This window comes from Streptomyces sp. NPDC033165 (assembly GCF_055577965.1).
The window spans coordinates 327,031-344,731 of sequence record NZ_JBVIPK010000004.1 but is presented as its reverse complement, the minus strand read 5'-3'; the positions used below and the strand labels follow the sequence as shown (position 1 = coordinate 344,731).

Annotated in this window: 11 protein-coding genes; 1 reads left to right on the top strand and 10 read right to left on the bottom strand. The window is 68.6% G+C overall.

The window, feature by feature from the left end; all coding sequences use genetic code 11:
• Positions 1-107: 107 nt before the first annotated feature.
• The 10 genes from galE to ngcE form a co-directional block, all read right to left on the bottom strand.
• Positions 108-1,094 (bottom strand): UDP-glucose 4-epimerase GalE, encoded by a 987-nt coding sequence (gene galE / locus ACZ5WC_RS12650; protein ID WP_468540786.1) that lies wholly within the window; start codon positions 1,092-1,094, stop codon positions 108-110.
• Between the two features lie 82 nt (positions 1,095-1,176).
• On the bottom strand, positions 1,177-2,661 hold the full coding sequence (locus tag ACZ5WC_RS12645; RefSeq protein ID WP_468540785.1) for an amino acid permease: 1,485 nt from the start codon (positions 2,659-2,661) through the stop codon (positions 1,177-1,179).
• Positions 2,662-2,849: 188 nt separating this feature from the next.
• Complete coding sequence (gene dxs / locus ACZ5WC_RS12640) at positions 2,850-4,763, bottom strand: 1-deoxy-D-xylulose-5-phosphate synthase (RefSeq protein ID WP_468540784.1); 1,914 nt, start codon at positions 4,761-4,763, stop codon at positions 2,850-2,852.
• Positions 4,764-4,931: 168 nt separating this feature from the next.
• Positions 4,932-6,242: a sugar ABC transporter permease gene (locus tag ACZ5WC_RS12635; RefSeq protein WP_468540783.1), complete on the bottom strand. Its 1,311-nt coding sequence runs from the start codon at positions 6,240-6,242 to the stop codon at positions 4,932-4,934.
• The gene (locus ACZ5WC_RS12630; protein ID WP_468540782.1) at positions 6,239-7,027 is read right to left on the bottom strand and encodes an ATP-binding cassette domain-containing protein; all 789 of its coding nucleotides are present in this window, start codon (positions 7,025-7,027) and stop codon (positions 6,239-6,241) included. The genes ACZ5WC_RS12635 and ACZ5WC_RS12630 overlap by 4 nt, the downstream gene beginning before the upstream one ends.
• 273 nt (positions 7,028-7,300) lie before the next feature.
• The gene (locus ACZ5WC_RS12625; protein WP_468540781.1) at positions 7,301-8,413 is read right to left on the bottom strand and encodes a sugar ABC transporter substrate-binding protein; all 1,113 of its coding nucleotides are present in this window, start codon (positions 8,411-8,413) and stop codon (positions 7,301-7,303) included.
• Positions 8,414-8,533: 120 nt separating this feature from the next.
• The gene (locus ACZ5WC_RS12620) at positions 8,534-9,733 is read right to left on the bottom strand and encodes an ROK family transcriptional regulator (protein ID WP_468540780.1); all 1,200 of its coding nucleotides are present in this window, start codon (positions 9,731-9,733) and stop codon (positions 8,534-8,536) included.
• A gap of 226 nt (positions 9,734-9,959) precedes the next feature.
• On the bottom strand, positions 9,960-10,889 hold the full coding sequence (locus tag ACZ5WC_RS12615) for a carbohydrate ABC transporter permease (RefSeq protein ID WP_468540779.1): 930 nt from the start codon (positions 10,887-10,889) through the stop codon (positions 9,960-9,962).
• Positions 10,889-11,809, bottom strand: a complete 921-nt coding sequence (locus ACZ5WC_RS12610) for a carbohydrate ABC transporter permease (RefSeq protein WP_468540778.1) — start codon at positions 11,807-11,809, stop codon at positions 10,889-10,891. Before ACZ5WC_RS12610 ends, ACZ5WC_RS12615 begins: the two co-directional genes overlap by 1 nt.
• A gap of 49 nt (positions 11,810-11,858) precedes the next feature.
• Positions 11,859-13,304: an N-acetylglucosamine/diacetylchitobiose ABC transporter substrate-binding protein gene (ngcE, locus tag ACZ5WC_RS12605; protein WP_096627446.1), complete on the bottom strand. Its 1,446-nt coding sequence runs from the start codon at positions 13,302-13,304 to the stop codon at positions 11,859-11,861.
• Positions 13,305-13,816: 512 nt separating this feature from the next.
• Between ngcE and ACZ5WC_RS12600 the strand changes: the two genes are divergently transcribed.
• Positions 13,817-17,698: a GH92 family glycosyl hydrolase gene (locus ACZ5WC_RS12600; protein ID WP_468540977.1), complete on the top strand. Its 3,882-nt coding sequence runs from the start codon at positions 13,817-13,819 to the stop codon at positions 17,696-17,698.
• The last annotated feature ends 3 nt before the right edge of the window (positions 17,699-17,701 follow it).

The following is a 17,701-nucleotide window of genomic DNA, read 5'->3' as shown; positions in this document are numbered from 1 at the left end:
TGCCGCCGCGCGAAAACACACCCAGGAGAAAAGACACCCACCAAGCGCCCCCCCCCCCCCCCCCCCCCCCCCCCCCCCCCCCCCGCGTCAGCCCGGTGCGGGCAGGGTCAGCGACGGGCCTCCGGGTGGGAGAAGCACCAGCCCTCCCACGCCGAGGCGACCATGTCGCGTACGTCGTGCCGGGCCGTCCAGCCCAGCTCCGTACGCATCCGGTCCGCCGAGGCCACCACCCGGGCCGGGTCTCCGGCTCGGCGGGCCATCACGGCGGGCTCGGCGTCCGGGCCGTATCCCGTGACGTCGCCGATCAGGGCGATCATCTCGCGTACCGAAACGCCCGCGCCCCGGCCGATGTTGACCGTGAGGTCGGAGCCGTCGCCACGCTCTCCGAGGGCGCCCGCCACCGCGAGATGCGCGGAAGCCAGGTCCTCGACGTGGATGAAGTCGCGGACGCAGGTGCCGTCCGGGGTGGCGTAGTCGTCCCCGAAGATCATCGGGGCCGCGCCCTCCGTGAGCTTCTCGAAGACCATGGGGATCAGGTTGAAGACGCCCGTGTCGGCGAGGGCCGGGCTCCCCGCCCCCGCGACGTTGAAGTAGCGCAGCGAGGCGGTCGCCATACCGTGTGCGGCGCCCGCCGCGCGCACCATCCACTCACCGGCGAGCTTGGTCTCGCCGTACGGATTGATCGGCGCGCACGGCGTTGCCTCGGTGACGAGGTCCACGTCGGGGAGGCCGTAGACGGCCGCGGACGAGGAGAAGAGGAACCGTCGGGTTCCCGCCTCCGTGACGGCCTCCAGAAGAGTCTGGAGACCGTGCACGTTCTCCCGGTAGTAGTGGAGCGGAAGCGCGACGGACTCAGCCACCTGCTTCTTGGCGGCGAGGTGGACGACCCCGTCGACGGCGAACTCCGACAACGTCCGGTCGAGCTGTCCCCGGTCGAGGGTCGAGCCCTTGACGAAGGGCACGTCCGCGGGAACGCGGGTCGGGTCCCCGGTCGATAGGTCGTCGTACACCACTACACGCTCGCCGGCGTCGAGCATCGCCTTGACGACATGCGCCCCGATGAAACCCGCACCACCCGTGATCAGCCAAGTCATAGGTTCATATTAATAGGGCGGGGGCGGCACGCTGGACACGTGAGGCTCCCGAGCGCGCGTGCGGGAGGCCGCCCGGCAGGCGTCAGTCTGACGGCAGGCCCTGGCGCCCCTCCCTGGCCATCCGGCTGTGCGAGCGCCCGTACACGAAGTAGATGACCACGCCCAGCGCCATCCAGGCACCGAACCGCAGCCAGGTCTCCGCGGGCAGATTGAGCATCAGCCAGACCGAGGCCGCCACCGAGGCGACCGGCAGGACCGGTACCCAGGGGGTGCGGAAGGCGCGGTGCAGGCCGGGACGGGTGCGGCGCAGGACCAGGACGCCGAGCGCGACGACGACGAAGGCGAAGAGCGTGCCGATGTTCACCAGGGTGGCCAGCTCGTCGATGCTCGTGAACCCGGCGATGATCGCGATCAGCACACCGAGCAGGATCGTCGGACGGTACGGGGTCCTGAAGCGCGGGTGCGTCCTGGAGAAGAAGCGCGGGAGCAGGCCGTCGCGGCTCATCGCGAAGAAGACGCGGGTCTGGCCGAGCAGCAGGATCATGCAGACCGTGGTGAGGCCGACCGCCGCGCCGAAGCTGATCAGACCGGCGTAGAAGGGGTGCCCGGTGGCCTTGAAGGCGTCGGCGAGCGGGGCGCTGACGGAGAGTTCGCTGTAGTGCTGCATGCCGGTGACCACGATCGATACCGCCACGTAGAGCACCGTGCAGATGATGAGCGAGCCGAGGATGCCGCGCGGCATGTCGCGCTGGGGCAGCTTGGTCTCCTCGGCGGCGGTGGCCACCACGTCGAAGCCGAGGAACGCGAAGAAGACGATGGAGGCGGCCGTGAAGATGCCCATGACGCCGAAATTGGTGGGTTCGTAGCCGAAGATCAGCTGTACGAGCGGGGCGTCCCAGCCCGAACCGGCGGGCTGCGGCTCGGCTGGGGGGACGAAGGGCTTGTAGTTCTCGGCCTCGATGAAGAACAGGCCCGCGACGATCACCATGAGGACCACGCCGACCTTGATCGCCACGACGACCGAGGTGACCCGGGCGGAGAGCTTCATGCCGAAGACCAGGATGGCGGTCAGGACCAGCACCAGGGCGAAGGCCAGGAGGTCGAAGCCGAATCCTTCCGCCGCATCCGGGCCCGAGAGCGCTCGGGGCATCGTCCAGTCGACGTTGTCCATCAGTGAACGGACGTAGCCGGACCAGCCGACCGCGACCACCGCGGTGCCCAGCGCGAACTCCAGCACCAGGTCCCAGCCGATGATCCAGGCCACCAGCTCGCCCAGTGACGTGTACGCGAAGGTGTAGGCGGAGCCCGCCACCGGGACGGTGGAGGCGAACTCGGCGTAGCAGAGTGCGGCCAGCGCGCACACGACGGCCGCCGCGACGAAGGCGAGGGCGGTCGCGGGTCCCGCCGTCTCCTTGGCGACCTTCCCGGTGAGGACGAAGATGCCGGTCCCGATGATGACACCGACGCCGAAGACCGTCAGGTCCAGGGCGGAGAGGGACTTCTTGAGCGCGTGTTCCGGCTCCTCGGTGTCAAGGACCGACTGTTCGACGGACTTGGTGCGGAACACGCCCCTTCCGCGGGGTGGTGTGGCCTGCGCGCTCACCTGCGTACCTCCACGCACTCGTTGTGAGCGCCATGATGGGCACCGGACAGCGCATGATCACGCCAACCGGCCCGTTTCACGCGAACGGGCCGGGAGAGCCACCCGTACAGGGGCGGTTCTCCCGGCCCGTCGGCCGTATGGAGGGTTGGGCGTCAGTCGCGGGCGGGCTCCACCTCGCGGCTCTCGAAGCGGCCGTCGAGCTTGGCGACCAGGCCGGTGACCTGGCGGGCGATGTCCGGTGCGGTCAGTCCGATCTCGGCCATGACCTCGCCGCGCGACGCGTGGTCGAGGAAGACCGGCGGGATGCCGAAGTCGCGCAGCGGTACGTCGACGCCGGCGTCGCGCAGCGCCTGGGAGACGGCGGAACCGACGCCTCCGGCGCGGCAGTTGTCCTCGACCGTGACGACGACACGGTGGCGCTCGGCGAGCGGGGCGAGTGCCTCGTCGACCGGTTTGACCCAGCGCGGGTCGACGACGGTGCTGGAGATGCCCTGGGCGTCCAGCAGGTCGGCGATCTCCAGGCACATCGGGGCGAGCGCGCCGACGGAGACGATCAGGACGTCGGGGCGGGCCGCCTTCGGCTCGCGCAGGATGTCCATGCCGCCCGCCTTGCCGACCGCCTTGACCGCCGGGCCGACCGCGCCCTTGGAGAAGCGGACCACGGTGGGCGCGTCGTCGACGTCGACGGCCTCGCGCAGCTGGGCGCGGACCTGGTCGGCGTCGCGCGGGGCGGCGATCCGGAGCGTGGGCACGCACTGGAGGATCGACATGTCCCACATGCCGTTGTGCGAGGCGCCGTCCGTGCCGGTGATGCCGGCCCGGTCCAGGACGAAGGTGACGCCGCACTTGTGCAGGGCGACGTCCATCAGGACCTGGTCGAATGCGCGGTTGAGGAAGGTGGCGTAGACCGCGAAGACGGGGTGGAGGCCGCCGGTGGCGAGGCCCGCCGCGGAGACCGCGCCGTGCTGCTCGGCGATGCCGACGTCGTAGATCCGGTCCGGGAAGGCGGCCTCGAACCTGCCGAGGCCGACGGGCTGCAGCATGGCCGCGGTGATGGCGACGATGTCCTCGCGCTCCTGGCCGAGCTTGAGCATCTCCTCGCCGAAGACGGAGGTCCAGTCGAGGCCGGAGCTGGAGATCGGCAGCCCGGTGTCCGGGTGGATCTTGCCCACCGCGTGGAAGCGGTCGGCCTCGTCCTCCAGGGCCGGGGTGTAGCCGCGGCCCTTCTCGGTGAGGCAGTGCACGATGACCGGGCCGCCGAAGCGCTTGGCGCGCTGGAGCGCGGACTCCAGGGCCTCGATGTCGTGGCCGTCGATCGGGCCGACGTACTTCAGGCCGAGGTCCTCGAACATGCCCTGCGGGGCGATGAAGTCCTTGAGGCCCTTCTTGGCGCCGTGCAGGGTCTCGTACAGCGGGCGGCCGACGACGGGCGTGCGCTCCAGGATGTCCTTGCCGCGGGCCAGGAACCGTTCGTAACCGTCGGTCGTACGGAGCGTGGCGAGGTGGTTGGCGAGTCCGCCGATGGTGGGGGCGTAGGAGCGCTCGTTGTCGTTGACGACGATGACGAGGGGGCGGTCCTTGGCGGCGGCGATGTTGTTCAGCGCCTCCCAGGCCATGCCTCCGGTGAGCGCCCCGTCGCCGATGACCGCGACGACGTGGTCGTCCTTGTCGAGGACCTCGTTCGCCTTGGCGAGGCCGTCGGCCCAGCCGAGGACCCCGGAGGCGTGGCTGTTCTCGATGATGTCGTGCTCGGACTCGGCACGGGAGGGGTAGCCGGAGAGGCCGCCCTTGCTCTTGAGCCGGGAGAAGTCCTGGCGGCCGGTGAGCAGCTTGTGCACGTAGCTCTGGTGGCCGGTGTCCCAGAGCACCTTGTCCTTGGGCGACTCGAAGACCCGGTGCAGGGCGATGGTGAGCTCGACGACGCCCAGGTTGGGCCCGAGGTGACCGCCGGTCTTGGACACCGCGTCCACGAGGAAGGTACGGATCTCCTCCGCGAGCTGCTCCAGCTCACCGAGGCTGAGCCGGTCCAGGTCGCGCGGTCCCTTGATGCGGGTCAGCAGATCCACCCGTGCCTCCTTGCGTTTGAGCTGATCGAGCGTGCGTGCCGATCCGATGAGTCTAATGTTCCGTCCGCGGCCGTGGGCAGCGGGCGGCCCGGTTCGTAGCCATATGCGGACACGCGCGGGTGCCCGGCGCCCCCTGGGAGGAGTACCGGGCACCCGCGCGTGGTGCGGTCAGGCGCGGCCCGCGGTCTTCTGGGTCTTACGGGTGACGGAGTCGATCACGACCGTCGCGAGAAGCACACCGCCGGTGATCATGTACTGGATCGGGGTGGCGATGCCTTCCAGTGACAGTCCGTACTGGATGGAGACGATCACCATGACGCCGAGCAGCGCGTTCCAGGTGCGGCCGCGGCCGCCGAAGAGGCTCGTGCCGCCGATGACGGCCGCCGCGATGACGTTCATCAGCAGGTCGCCGGTGCCGGAGCCCTGGTTGGCCGCCGCGATCTTGGAGGCCCAGAACAGGCCGCCGATCGCCGCGAAGGTCCCCGCGATGGAGAAGACGGAGATCCGGATCGCGGTGACGTTGATACCGGCGCGCCGGGAGGCCTCGACGCTGCCGCCGAGCGCGAAGATCTTGCGCCCGTAGGCCGTGCGGCGCAGCAGGAAGTCCGTGCCGACCAGGACGATCAGGAAGAGGACCAGGGCGAGCGGCAGGCCGCGGTACTGGTTGAACATGTACGCGGCGGCGAACGCGAACACCGCGAGGACGGCGGTGCGCACGGTGATGTCGACGATCGGCCGGGCCGGGATGCCCGCGGCCTCGCGGCGGCGGGTGTCCAGGAACGCGGCGAGGAAGTAGCCGGCGACCGCGACGGCGGCGAGCCCGTAGGCGGCGGCGACATCGGTGAAGTAGTACGTGGTCAGCTGGCCGACCACCCCGTCGCCGTCCAGGTTGATGGTGCCGGAGTCGCCCAGCAGCTGGAGCATGAAGCCGAGCCAGAACAGCAGACCGGCCAGGGTGACGGCGAAGGCCGGGGCCCCGATCCGGGCGAAGAAGAAGCCGTGGATCGCGCCCATCACCGCGCCGCTGACGATGGCGACGAGGATCGCCAGCCACTCGTTCATGCCCTGGGTGACGCTGAGCACCGCGACGAGGGCGCCGGAGACACCGCTGACCGAGCCGACCGAGAGGTCGATCTCGCCGAGCAGCAGGACGAAGATGATGCCGACGGCCATCATGCCGGTGGCGACCATCGTGGTCGCGATGTCGCTGATGTTCTTCGCGGAGAGGAACTCGGAGTTCATGCTCTGGAAGACGATGGCGATGACCGCGAGGCCGACGATCACCGGGATGGAGCCCAGGTCACCGCCGCTGATCTTGCGCTTGAACTCGGTCAGGTAGCCGGTGAAGCCCTGCTGGCGGATGAGCAGGCGGGGGTCGACGGCCGTGGCGGCACCCTGGGCCGCTTCCTGGTTGCCGACCGGCGCGTCGGCCGGGGCGGCGGCCTTGTCCAGCGAAGTCGCGGAGTTGTCGGTGGTCACTTGGAAACCTCCGCGTTGCGCGCCGCACGTCGGGTCACGGCATTGTCCGTGGCGCCCGTGATGGCGGAGATGATCTCTTCCTGGGAGGTGGTCTTCACATCGAAGACACCGTTGTTCCGGCCCAGCCGGAGCACCGCGACCTTGTCGGCGACGGCCTTCACATCGGCCATGTTGTGGCTGATGAGGATGACCGCGTGACCGCGCTCGCGCAGCCGCTCGACGAGGTCGAGGACCTGGGCGGTCTGCTCGACGCCGAGGGCGGCGGTCGGCTCGTCGAGGATGACGAGCCTGGGCTCGCCGAGCATCGACCGGGCGATGGCCACGGTCTGGCGCTGGCCGCCGGAGAGCGAGGCGATCGGGATGCGGACGCTCGGGATGCGGATGGAGAGCGTGGACAGCAGCTCGCGGGAGCGGCGCTCCATCTCCACCTCGTCCAGGATGCCGAACCTGCGCAGCTCGCGGCCCAGGTAGAGGTTGCCGACGACGTCGATGTTGTCGCACAGCGCGAGGTCCTGATAGACGGTCGCGACGCCGAGGTTCTGGGCGTCGTGCGGCTTCTCGATCCGCACGGCGCTGCCCTCCCACTCGATGACTCCCTCATCGATGGGGTGGACTCCGGCGATCGTCTTGACCAGCGTTGATTTACCGGCGCCGTTGTCGCCGACCAGGGCGACCACCTCGCCGGCGTGGACCTCAAGCTCTACATCGGTGAGTACCTGTACGGCACCGAATCGCTTGGAGACCCCTCGCAACGCCAACACGGGCGTAGCGGACACGTGAACCATCTCCTTCGCCGCCTGACCGGCGGGGATGCCGCGCCCGGGGAAAGGCGCGGCGGTCGAGCAGAAGAGAACAGAAACAGGGGAAGCTGTTCCGTCCGGCGCCCCGCCCGGCAGCGGGACAGTTGGTGGGCGGGACACCGGACAGGCTTCGTGGCGCGTGCGGGCCGGTGTGCGGCGGCGCGTGCGCGGGAGGTGCCGCCGTGCCGCCCTCGCGTGGACGCGGCGGACGCATGGCGGGCGGGACCGGCCGCTCGGGGCGGGCCGGGTCCGTGGGGTCTACTTCAGACCGATCTTGTCGCAGGCGGCCTTGTACTTGGCCGAGCAGATCTCGTCCAGCGTCCAGATGCCGTCCTTGATGACGGTGTCCTTGATGTTGTCCTTGGTCAGCGAGATGACCGGGACGAGCACCGTCGGGATGTCCTTCTGGCTGGCGCTGTCGACCTTGGAGGTGGCGATGGAGTCGAGCTTCTCGCCCTTGGCGAGGGCGACGGCCATCTCGGCGGCGACGATGCCTTCCGCGGGGTAGGACTTGTAGACGCTCATGAACTGCTCGCCGGTGACGATGCGCTGCACGCCCGCCAGTTCGGCGTCCTGGCCGGTGACCGGGGGGAGCTTGGGCAGACCGGCGGCCTTCAGGGCGGTGATGATGCCGCCCGCCATGCCGTCGTTGGCGGAGTAGACGCCGTCGATCTTGTCCTTGCCGAGTGCCGTGATCGCCGCTTCCATGTTGGCGTTGGCGTTCTCCGGCTTCCACTCCTTGGTGTCGTACTCCTTGCCGTACTTCACCTTGCCGTCGAGGACGGACTTGGCGCCCTTCTTGAAGAGCTTGGCGTTCGGGTCGGTGATCGCGCCGTTCATCATCACGATCGTGCCGCCGTCGGCCTTGTCGCCCAGGGCCTCCAGCAGAGCGGTGCCCTGGGCGCGGCCGACCTCTTCATTGTCGAAGGAGGTGTACGCGTCGATCGGGCCCTCGGCGAGACGGTCGAAGGCGACGACCGGAATGCCCTCGGCCTTGGCCTTCTTGACGCTGTTCGCGATCGCCTTCGCGTCCACCGCGCCGAGGATGAGCGCGTCGACCTTGTTGGTGATCATGGTGTCGACCTGCTGCGACTGAGTGGTCGCGTCCTGCTTGGCGTTGGCGTAGACGACCTCCGCCTTGCCGCCGGTGAGCTCGCTGATCTTCTTCTCGATGATCGGCCGGTCGAACTTCTCGTAACGGGCCGTCTGGTTCTCGGGGAGGAGCAGACCTATCTTCAGGTCGTCGCCCTTCTTCTCCGAGCTCTTCTCGGCCTTGTCGCCCGACTCCTTGGCACTCCCGCAAGCGGCCAGCGAGATCGCCATCGTGGTGGCGGCAACGGCAACGGCGGCACGACGCATACGCGTGTTCATTCTCGAACCTCCCTGACGAGGCCGCGACGTTGCGGCCGAGGTGGCTGGAAGTCAACTCGGCCGCAGCACCAGCGTCAAGGAGTAAATTCTTAACGAGATGACAACGGTGCCATTCGTTATCTAAGTGAAGGCAGGAGTCGCTGCGGGGAGGGTGCTCTCCAAAAGGGTCGAATCCCCCATCTCGCTGAGCACCAGGGCGAGTGCGCCCAGCACCTCGGCACGGCCGCCGAGCGCCCCGGGGAGCACCGAGAGCTGCCGGGCCGCGCTGGGGATCGCGTAACGCGACACGGAGTCCCGTATGGGCCCCAGAACCAGCTCCCCGGCCTCCGCCAGCGAGCCGCCGAGCACCACGCGGCTCGGGTTGAGCAGATTGCACAGGTTGGCCACCCCGCTGCCTATGTGGCGGCCCACGTCACCGATCACCCGGCGGCATCCCGGATCGCCCTCCCGGGCCAGCTGGACGACCCGCTCCATGGTGAGCCCGGGCCCGTGGCTGGGCTGGAGCAGCGGCAGGACGTAGCGGGCGGCGGTGAAGGTCTCCAGGCAGCCCCGGTTGCCGCAGCGGCAGACCGGGCCCGACTCGTCGAGCGTGATGTGCCCGATCTCGCCGGCCGTGCCGCCGGGGCCCCGGTAGATGGTCCCGTCGATCACCAGACCGGCGCCGACACCGCTGGCGACCTTGATGTACGCGAGGTCCTTGACGCCGCGGCCGCTGCCCCAGACCAGCTCGCCGAGCGCCCCGAGGTTGGCGTCGTTGTCGACGTACACCGGGACTCCGAGGCGGCCGGAGAGCTCCTCGCTGGGGTTGATGCCCGTCCAGCCCGGCAGGATCGAGGTGGAGCCCAGCGTGCCCGACTCGACGTCGATCGGACCCGGCACGCCGAGACCCACGCCGATGACCTTGTCCGGGCCGATGCCGGTGGCCTCGATGAGGCGCTTGACCAGCGCTTCCGCCCGGTCGAAGCCCTCGGCGGACGAGGCGTCGACGTCCAGCGGCTCGGCTTCCTCGGCCAGCACCTGGTGGGCCAGGTTGCCGATGGCGACGCGCAGGTGCGTGTGGCCGAAGTCGACGCCGATGACGATGCCCGCGTCGCCGCTGAGCGAGACGCTGCGGGCCCGGCGGCCGCCCGCCGACGTGGGGGTGACCTCGACCGTTCCGCCGTCCTTCAGTTCCCGGACGATATTGGAGACCGTGGCCGCGGAGAGCCCGGTGCTCCGGGCGATCTCCGCCTGGGTGAGCGATCCCGCCATCCGTACGGCGCGTACGACCCGCTCCAGATTGGCCCTGTGCAGCGATGTCTGCGACCCGGGAGTCTCCATCGACCCATCCACTCCTGCCCTCGGCGGGCGGTCCGAAGAGGACCGCCCCGGCCGGGGCCGCAGCGATGAGACCCCGGCTTCCTCCAACATGTGAACTCTAAGCTGACCGTTCGGGGGCGCCTCCCGTCAAGACCTGAGCGGGCGGGGCCTCACCGACGCCACAACGGTCCGGCGCCCCGGCGGAAGAGTTCTCCGCCGGGGCGCCGGACCGTTGTGGATACGTGACCTACTTCAGCGCGCCCGCCGTCAGGCCGGAGACCACCTGGCGCTGGAAGATGATGTACGCCGCCAGCACCGGCAGCATCGCGATCACCAGGCCGGCGAAGAGGCCGGAGTAGTCGCCCTTGTACCCCTGGCTGGCGGCCAGCTCCACCAGCCCCTGGGCCAGCACCCGCTTCTCCGGGTCGGTGTTCAGCACCGTCGGCAGCATGTACTGGTTCCACTGCCCCAGGAAGTTGAAGATGCCGACGCTGATCAGGCCGGGCTTGGCCATCGGCAGCATGACCTGGAAGAACGTCCGGGTGTGCGAGGCCCCGTCGATGATCGACGCCTCCGCCACCGAGGTCGGCAGCGTACGGAAGAACGAGGTCAGGAAGAACACGGTGAACGGCAGCGAGTAGGCGATGTACACCAGGATCAGGCCGTGGATCGTGTTCAGCAGCCCCAGGTTGTCCATGACGTAGAACAGCGGGACCAGGGCCAGCATGATCGGGAAGCTCATGCCGCCGACGAACAGGAAGTAGATGAAGCGGTTGCCCGGGAACTCGAAGCGGGCGAGCACATAGGCGGCCATCGAGCCGAGGACCAGGGTGCCGACGAGCGAACCGCCCACCACCAGGATGGTGTTCAGGAAGTACTCGCTCATATGGGCCTGGCTCCAGGCCCGGCCCCAGCTGTCGAAGTTGAGTGAGCCGGGCAGCGACCACGGAGAGTTGAAGATGTCCGAGTCGGTCTTGAACGAGGACATCACCGCCCAGAACAGCGGCAGGACGACCATGATCGCCCAGAGGATCAGCACACCGTGCGAGAACACGTTGAGGACCTGGCCCTCACTGCTCCTCGCGGGGCCCGACGGGCTCTTGCCGGCGGCCCCGGTGCGCTGCGCGGGGACCTTGGACGCGTCGGTCCCGGCGGGAGGGGTGTCAGTGGTCTTCATCAGTACTCCAGCCGCTCGCGCCGGCCCAGCCGCATCACGATGGCGGCGAACGCCAGCGTCACGATGAGCAGGGCGACACCGATCGTGGTCGCGTAGCCCGCCTGTCCGTCACGGAACGCCGACTGGTAGACGTACAACGGCAGGACGGTGGTCGAGTAGTCGGGCCCGCCGGGTCCGACGCTCATGATGTGCACGATGGCGAAGCCCTCGGCCCCGAGGGCCAGGATGCCCATGTAGACCCAGCCGGACTGGACCGTGTCCCACAGCAGGGGCAGCGTGATCCGGAAGAAGGTCGTGAAGCGGCTCGCGCCGTCCAGCAGCGCGGCCTCGTAGAAGTCCTTGGGGATGGAGGCCATGCCCGCGGAGAACAGCACCACGAAGAAGCCGGTCGTGCCCCAGACGAGGACCGCCATGATCACCCACAGGGCCAGCTGCGGATCACCCAGCCAGTCCGGTACGTCGTCGAAGCCGACGGCCTTGAGCGTGCCGTTGATCATGCCCTGGGCCGGGTCGAAGGCGAACTGGAACAGGATGGCCACGATCGCGATCGAGAGCACCTGCGGGAAGAAGTACGCGATTTTGTAGAAGCCCGAGCCCCGTACGCCGGTGACGGCGGCGCCCTTGCGGCGCCGCCCGCCCACGTTGAGCATGAAGGCGAAGAAGAGCGCGAGGCCCAGCGTCACCAGCGGCAGCAGAACAGCCAGCAGCACACTGTGCTGCAGCGATTTCCAGAAGATGTCGTCGTCGAGCATCTTGGTGTAGTTGTCGAACCCGACCATCTTGAAGTCGGGACTCAGCCCCGTCCAGTCCGTGAACGAGTAGTAGATGGACTGGATGAAGGGCCAGATGACGAAGATGACGTACAGCGCCATCGGGACCACCAAGAACCCGACTATGAACCGGTATTTACCGTGTTGCATCGTTACCGACTCCGACCTTCCCGTGCTGCCCGCCGCTGGTGACGCGTGGTCACTGGTGCCTGAAGTGCTTGATGGACTGGTCCTTGGCGGTCGCGTCGGCGAAGGCCTGGATCTTCTTGATGGTCTCGGCCGGGGTGGCGCGGCCCGCCATCATCTCGCCGAGCGCGGCGACACCGATCTGCTCCTTCTGGAGCTTGACGTACCAGTCCTGGAGGCGCGGGTTGACCACGTTGGTGCCCGCCTTGTCCAGCGCGGCGACACCGGACTTCAGGCCGTCCGACAGCTCCAGGCCGTCGGTGCCGCCGTTGAAGGCGGACAGCGACTTGGTGCTGCTGGTGAAGGACTTGGACGAGGCCTCGCTGAGCATGATGCGCAGCTGCTCCATGCCGCCCTCGGGGTTCTTCGCCTTGCTCGGGACGATGAAGGGCTCGCCGCCGGACGCCCAGATCGTGCCGAAGGGCAGCTTGTCCGAGGAGTCGAGGCTGGAGGGGGCGCCCACGGACAGCTTGAAGTCCTTGGGGATGATCGCCGCTTCCTCGTTCTCCACCCAGGAGCCGTTCGGGATGAACAGCGCCTTGCCGCGGGCCCAGGCGCCCTGCGAGCCGCGGTGGTCCAGGCCGGGGGTGCCCTTGAGGATGTAGCCCTTGGCGTACAGCTCGTAGTACGCCTCGAAGGCCGCCTTGACCGCGGGGTGCTCCCAGGCCTTCGGCTCCAGGTTGTCGATCGCGTCGAGGACCTCGACGCCGCCGATCTTCCCGATGAACGGGTAGAGCGAGAACGGGATGTAGTACGGGTGCTTGCCGGGGTAGGTCCAGCCGGCGATGCCCTGCTTCTTCGCCTTCGCGCAGAGCGCGAGCATCTCGTCCCAGGTCTCCGGGTACGTGGCGTCGAGCTTCTCCAGTGCGGTCTGCGAGTACCAGACGCCGTAGACCGTGTAGGCGTAGTACATGATCCAGACCGGGTCGCCGTCGAACTGGCCCATCTCGACGATGCCGGGCCGCAGGGTGTCGCGGACCTTCTTGGCGGGGTCGTCGATGGAGGGGGCGTCGAGCAGCGGGGTCAGGTCGGTGAGCTGCTTCTTGCCGACCAGGACGCCCATGTCCATCTGCTGGGCGCCGGAGTTGTCGATCAGGTCGGGCGGGGTGCCACCGTTGAAACGCGGCTGAAGAACCGACTGGATCTTCTGCGTCGCGGAGAACTTGACCTCCGCCTCGGGGTAGGTCTTCTCGTAGACGGCCTTGGCGTCCTCGGCGTACTTGGTGCCGAAGCCGCCGTCGAAGATGACGATCTCCAGCGGCGCGCTGCCGTTGACGGCCAGCGGGTTCTTGTCGGTCTTCTCGCCCTTTTCGACCTTGTCGTCACTGTCACCGCCACCGCTCGCGCAGGCGGACAGGAAGCTCATCGTCGGAACAGCGATCAGGCCGAGTGCGGCAGAACGCTTGATCAGATCGCGACGGCCAAGGCCCTCATTGTTGTGGGCGGAGGTGGATCCCATGCTCAAGTCCTCGCCTTCTCCAGGACTCAGGCGGTGTGCCGGTCACCCGTCGAAAATTCGCCTCAGGCGAAGGGCCCCGCCACCGCGGTCAGTTGCGCTTGGGTGGTGCGGATATGCAGATGTGCTGATGTACCGGCCGGGCCGGCGCCGTGGAGGTTTCGGGAGACCGTACAGCGCGAACGCCCCCGGCGTCCTTGCGACCGTCCCTGTCTCCCTCCGTGCACACCCGCGTGAAACGGCTGTGCAGACGCCGACAGGTATAGTCCACTTGTCGCCAACTGAGCAAGATCGAAAGCAGGTTTGGGCTGCAGTCTTTCCCGAGTTGAGACCTCGGGGGCGGCTCGGCACCCCTTGCCCGCTTCCTGGGGCGGCTATTTCCCCATTACTGCGGATTCGTCGAACTGGCCCGCACCAACACCCTTGACACGTCCTGCCACTTGGCTCCCTACTGGACCCTGCACCCCGCAATGACAACGTTGTCCATGCACTTTTCCGGGGAGGAATGGCTCGGTATGCAGCCACCACGCGGTCTTCAACACGGCTCCGAAGAGGCGCCCGGTACGGCCCCCCGCCCGGCCCCTCGCCGGAGACGGACCCCCACAGCGGCCGCCCTGGCGGCCTCCCTCGCCCTGGTGGTGATCGCCCCCGCGGTCGCCTCCGCCCAGCCGGCCCCGCCGGACCGGAAGCCGCCCGGCGAACGGACGTTCAGCAGCTCGTTCGAGACGGATGAGAGGCAGCCCGACTGGCGCGATACCGTCGAAGTGGGCCCCGACGGCAAGGAGCGCGCCTCCGGGGTCGACGGCGGGTTCTCCACCGGCATACCGGGCAACGTCACCGACCGGGTCACCGAGGTCCGCGCGAGCGCCGAGAACACCGCGGGCGGCGAGGTCAAGGAGAACCTGGTCGATGTCGAGCCGGGCTCCAAGTGGCTGGCGTTCGCGAAGACCGGCTGGGTCGAGTTCGACCTGGAGGAGCCGGTGAAGGTGGTGACGTACGCCCTCACCTCCGCCAACGACCACGCCGAGCGCGACCCGAAGGACTGGACGCTGAAGGGTTCGGCGGACGGCGAGGAATGGAGGGACCTCGACACCCGCGAGGGCGAGAGCTTCGCGAAGCGGCACGAGACGAAGACGTACGACTTCACCGCCGACACCGCCTACCGCCACTTCCGGCTGGAGATCACGGCGAACGGCGGCGGGTCCGAGCTCCAGCTCGCCGACGTTCAGTTCTCGAACGGTGACACCTCCGCGCCGGTGCCCGACGAGATGCGCAGCCGGCCCGACCGCGGCCCCTCCGGCTCCCCCACCGCGAAGTCGGGCGCGGGGTTCACCGGAAAGAAGGCACTGCGCTACGCGGGTACGCACAGACCGGACGGCCGGGCGTACTCGTACAACAAGATCTTCGACGTGAACACGGCCGTCACCAGGCACACCGAACTGTCCTACCTGGTCTATCCGCAGATGGGCGAGACGGACCTCAACTACCCGGCGACCCACGTGTCGGTGGACCTCGCCTTCACCGACGGCACGTATCTGAGCGAGCTGGGCGCCACCGACAGCCACGGCGGGCTGCTCACCCCGCAGGGCCAGGCCGATGCCAAGCGGCTCTACGTGAACCAGTGGAACAAGGTCACCGCCCGCCTCGGCACGGTGGCCGCGGGCAGGACGGTCGACCGGATTCTGGTGGCGTACGACTCCCCGAAGGGCAAGGCGAAGTTCCAGGGCTGGATCGACGACATCACGATCGCCCCGAGGAAGCCGGAGAAGCGCAGGGCGCATCTGTCGGACTACGCGCTGACCACCCGGGGCACCAACTCCTCCGGCGGCTTCTCGCGCGGCAACAACATTCCGGCCACCGCGGTCCCGCACGGCTTCAACTTCTGGACGCCGGTGACCAACGCCGGTTCGCTGAGCTGGCTGTACGACTACTCCCGGGGCAACAACGAGGACAACCTCCCCACGCTCCAGGCCTTCAGCGCCAGCCACGAGCCGAGCCCCTGGATGGGCGACCGGCAGACCTTCCAGCTGATGCCCTCGGCCGCGAGCGGCACCCCGGACGCGGCTCGCACGGCCCGGGGGCTGCCGTTCCGGCACGAGAACGAGGTCGCGAAGCCGCACTACTACGGCGTCACGTTCGAGAACGGCCTCAAGGCCGAGATGGCGCCGACCGACCACGCGGCCCGGATGCGGTTCATCTACCCCGGCAAGGACGCAAGCCTGGTCTTCGACAACGTGACGAACGCGGGCGGTCTGACCCTGGATCCGAAGACCCGCTCCTTCTCCGGCTACACGGACGTGAGGAGCGGGCTGTCCACGGGAGCGACCCGGATGTTCGTGTACGGCGTCTTCGACGCGCCGGTGACCGACAGCGGAAGGCTGAAGGGCGGCGGGGGTGACGACGTCACGGGCTTCTTCCGCTTCGACGCGGGCAAGGACCGTACGGTCAACCTGCGCCTGGCCACCTCGCTGATCGGCGTGGACCAGGCGAAGAAGAACCTCGCCATGGAGATCCCGGAGTCCGCCTCCTTCGAGAAGGTGCGGCGCGAGGCACAGGCGGCCTGGGACGACGTCCTGAGGACGATCGAGGTCGAGGGCGCCGACGAGGACCAGCTCACGACCCTCTACTCCAGCCTCTACCGGCTCTACCTCTACCCGAACTCCGGCCACGAGAAGGTGGGCGGGAAGAACAGGTACGCCAGCCCCTTCGTCGAGCCGGTCGGCGAGGACACCCCGACGAGGACCGGGGCGAAGATCGTCGACGGCAAGGTGTTCGTCAACAACGGCTTCTGGGACACCTACCGCACGACCTGGCCCGCCTACTCCTTCTTCACCCCGAAGAAGGCGGGTGAGCTGGTGGACGGCTTCGTGCAGCACTACAAGGACGGCGGCTGGACCTCGCGCTGGTCCTCCCCCGGTTACGCGGACCTGATGACCGGCACCAGTTCGGACGTGGCGTTCGCCGACGCGTACGTCAAGGGCGTGAAGTTCGACGCGGAGGCGGCGTACGACGCGGCGGTCAAGAACGCCACGGTGGCTCCGCCGTCCCCGGGCGTCGGCCGCAAGGGCATGGAGACCTCCGTCTTCGCCGGTTACGCGGACACCTCGACCCACGAGGGCCTGTCCTGGTCGCTGGAGGGCTACCTCAACGACTACGGCATCGCACGGATGGGCCAGGAGCTCTACAAGAAGACGAAGAAGGCGCGGTACAAGGAGGAGTCGGAGTACTTCCTCAACCGGGCGCAGAAGTACGTCACGCTCTTCGACGGCGAGGCGGGCTTCTTCCAGGGCAGGAAGCCGGGCGGCGACTGGCGCCTGCCCTCCGAGGCGTACGACCCGCGGGTGTGGGGCTACGACTACACCGAGACCAACGGCTGGGGCTACGCCTTCACCGCCCCGCAGGACAGCCGGGGCCTGGCCAACCTGTACGGGGGCCGCGCGGGCCTGGGCAAGAAGCTGGACACCTACTTCTCCACCCCGGAGACGGCGGGCCCCGAGTTCGCGGGCAGCTACGGCGGGGTCATCCACGAGATGACCGAGGCACGTGACGTGCGGATGGGCCAGTACGGGCACAGCAACCAGGTCGCCCACCACGCCACGTACATGTACAACGCGGCCTCCCAGCCGTACCGGACGCAGGAGAAGGTCCGCGAGGTGCTGGGCCGCCTGTACGTCGGCAGCGAGATCGGCCAGGGCATCCACGGCGACGAGGACAACGGCGAGCAGTCGGCCTGGTACCTCTTCTCCGCGCTCGGCTTCTACCCGCTGGTGATGGGCAGCGGGGAGTACGCGATCGGCTCGCCGCTCTTCAAGAAGGTGACCGTCCGCATGGACAACGGCCGCAAGCTGGTCGTCAAGGCCCCGAAGAACAGCGCGGAGAACATCTACGTGCAGGGCCTGAGGGTCAACGGCAAGAAGTGGACCTCCACCGCGCTCCCCCACGATGTGCTGGCCAAGGGCGGCACGCTGGCGTTCGACATGGGGCCCGAGCCGTCCAGGTGGGGTACGGGCAAGAACGCGGCCCCGGTCTCCATCCAGCAGGACGACAGAGTTCCGTCGCCGAAGGGCGATGTGCTCAAGGGGGACGGCGCGCTCTTCGACGACACCTCGGCCACCGCGGCGGAGGTCACGTCGGTGGAGCTGCCCGTCCCCGGGTCCGCCGAGGCGCTCCAGTACACGCTGACGTCGTCGGCGGCGGACCGGGCCCCGAAGGGGTGGACGCTCCAGGGCTCGTCCGACGGCGGGAAGTGGACGGACATCGACCGCCGCTCCGGGCAGTCGTTCGCCTGGGACAGGCAGACCCGGGTGTTCTCGGTGGACCGGCCCGGTGACTACGCGAAGTACCGGCTGGTGCTGACGGGTTCGGCGACGCTGGCGGAGGTGGAGCTGCTCTCCTGACGT

Coding starts and splice junctions, on each gene's coding strand:
- ngcE (WP_096627446.1), bottom strand. CDS start 13,304: ATGGGATCCACCTCCGCCCACAACAATGAGGGCCTTGGCCGTCGCGAT.
- ACZ5WC_RS12630 (WP_468540782.1), bottom strand. CDS start 7,027: ATGGTTCACGTGTCCGCTACGCCCGTGTTGGCGTTGCGAGGGGTCTCC.
- ACZ5WC_RS12625 (WP_468540781.1), bottom strand. CDS start 8,413: ATGAACACGCGTATGCGTCGTGCCGCCGTTGCCGTTGCCGCCACCACG.
- ACZ5WC_RS12620 (WP_468540780.1), bottom strand. CDS start 9,733: ATGGAGACTCCCGGGTCGCAGACATCGCTGCACAGGGCCAATCTGGAG.
- ACZ5WC_RS12600 (WP_468540977.1), top strand. CDS start 13,817: ATGCAGCCACCACGCGGTCTTCAACACGGCTCCGAAGAGGCGCCCGGT.
- ACZ5WC_RS12615 (WP_468540779.1), bottom strand. CDS start 10,889: ATGAAGACCACTGACACCCCTCCCGCCGGGACCGACGCGTCCAAGGTC.
- ACZ5WC_RS12610 (WP_468540778.1), bottom strand. CDS start 11,809: ATGCAACACGGTAAATACCGGTTCATAGTCGGGTTCTTGGTGGTCCCG.
- galE (WP_468540786.1), bottom strand. CDS start 1,094: ATGACTTGGCTGATCACGGGTGGTGCGGGTTTCATCGGGGCGCATGTC.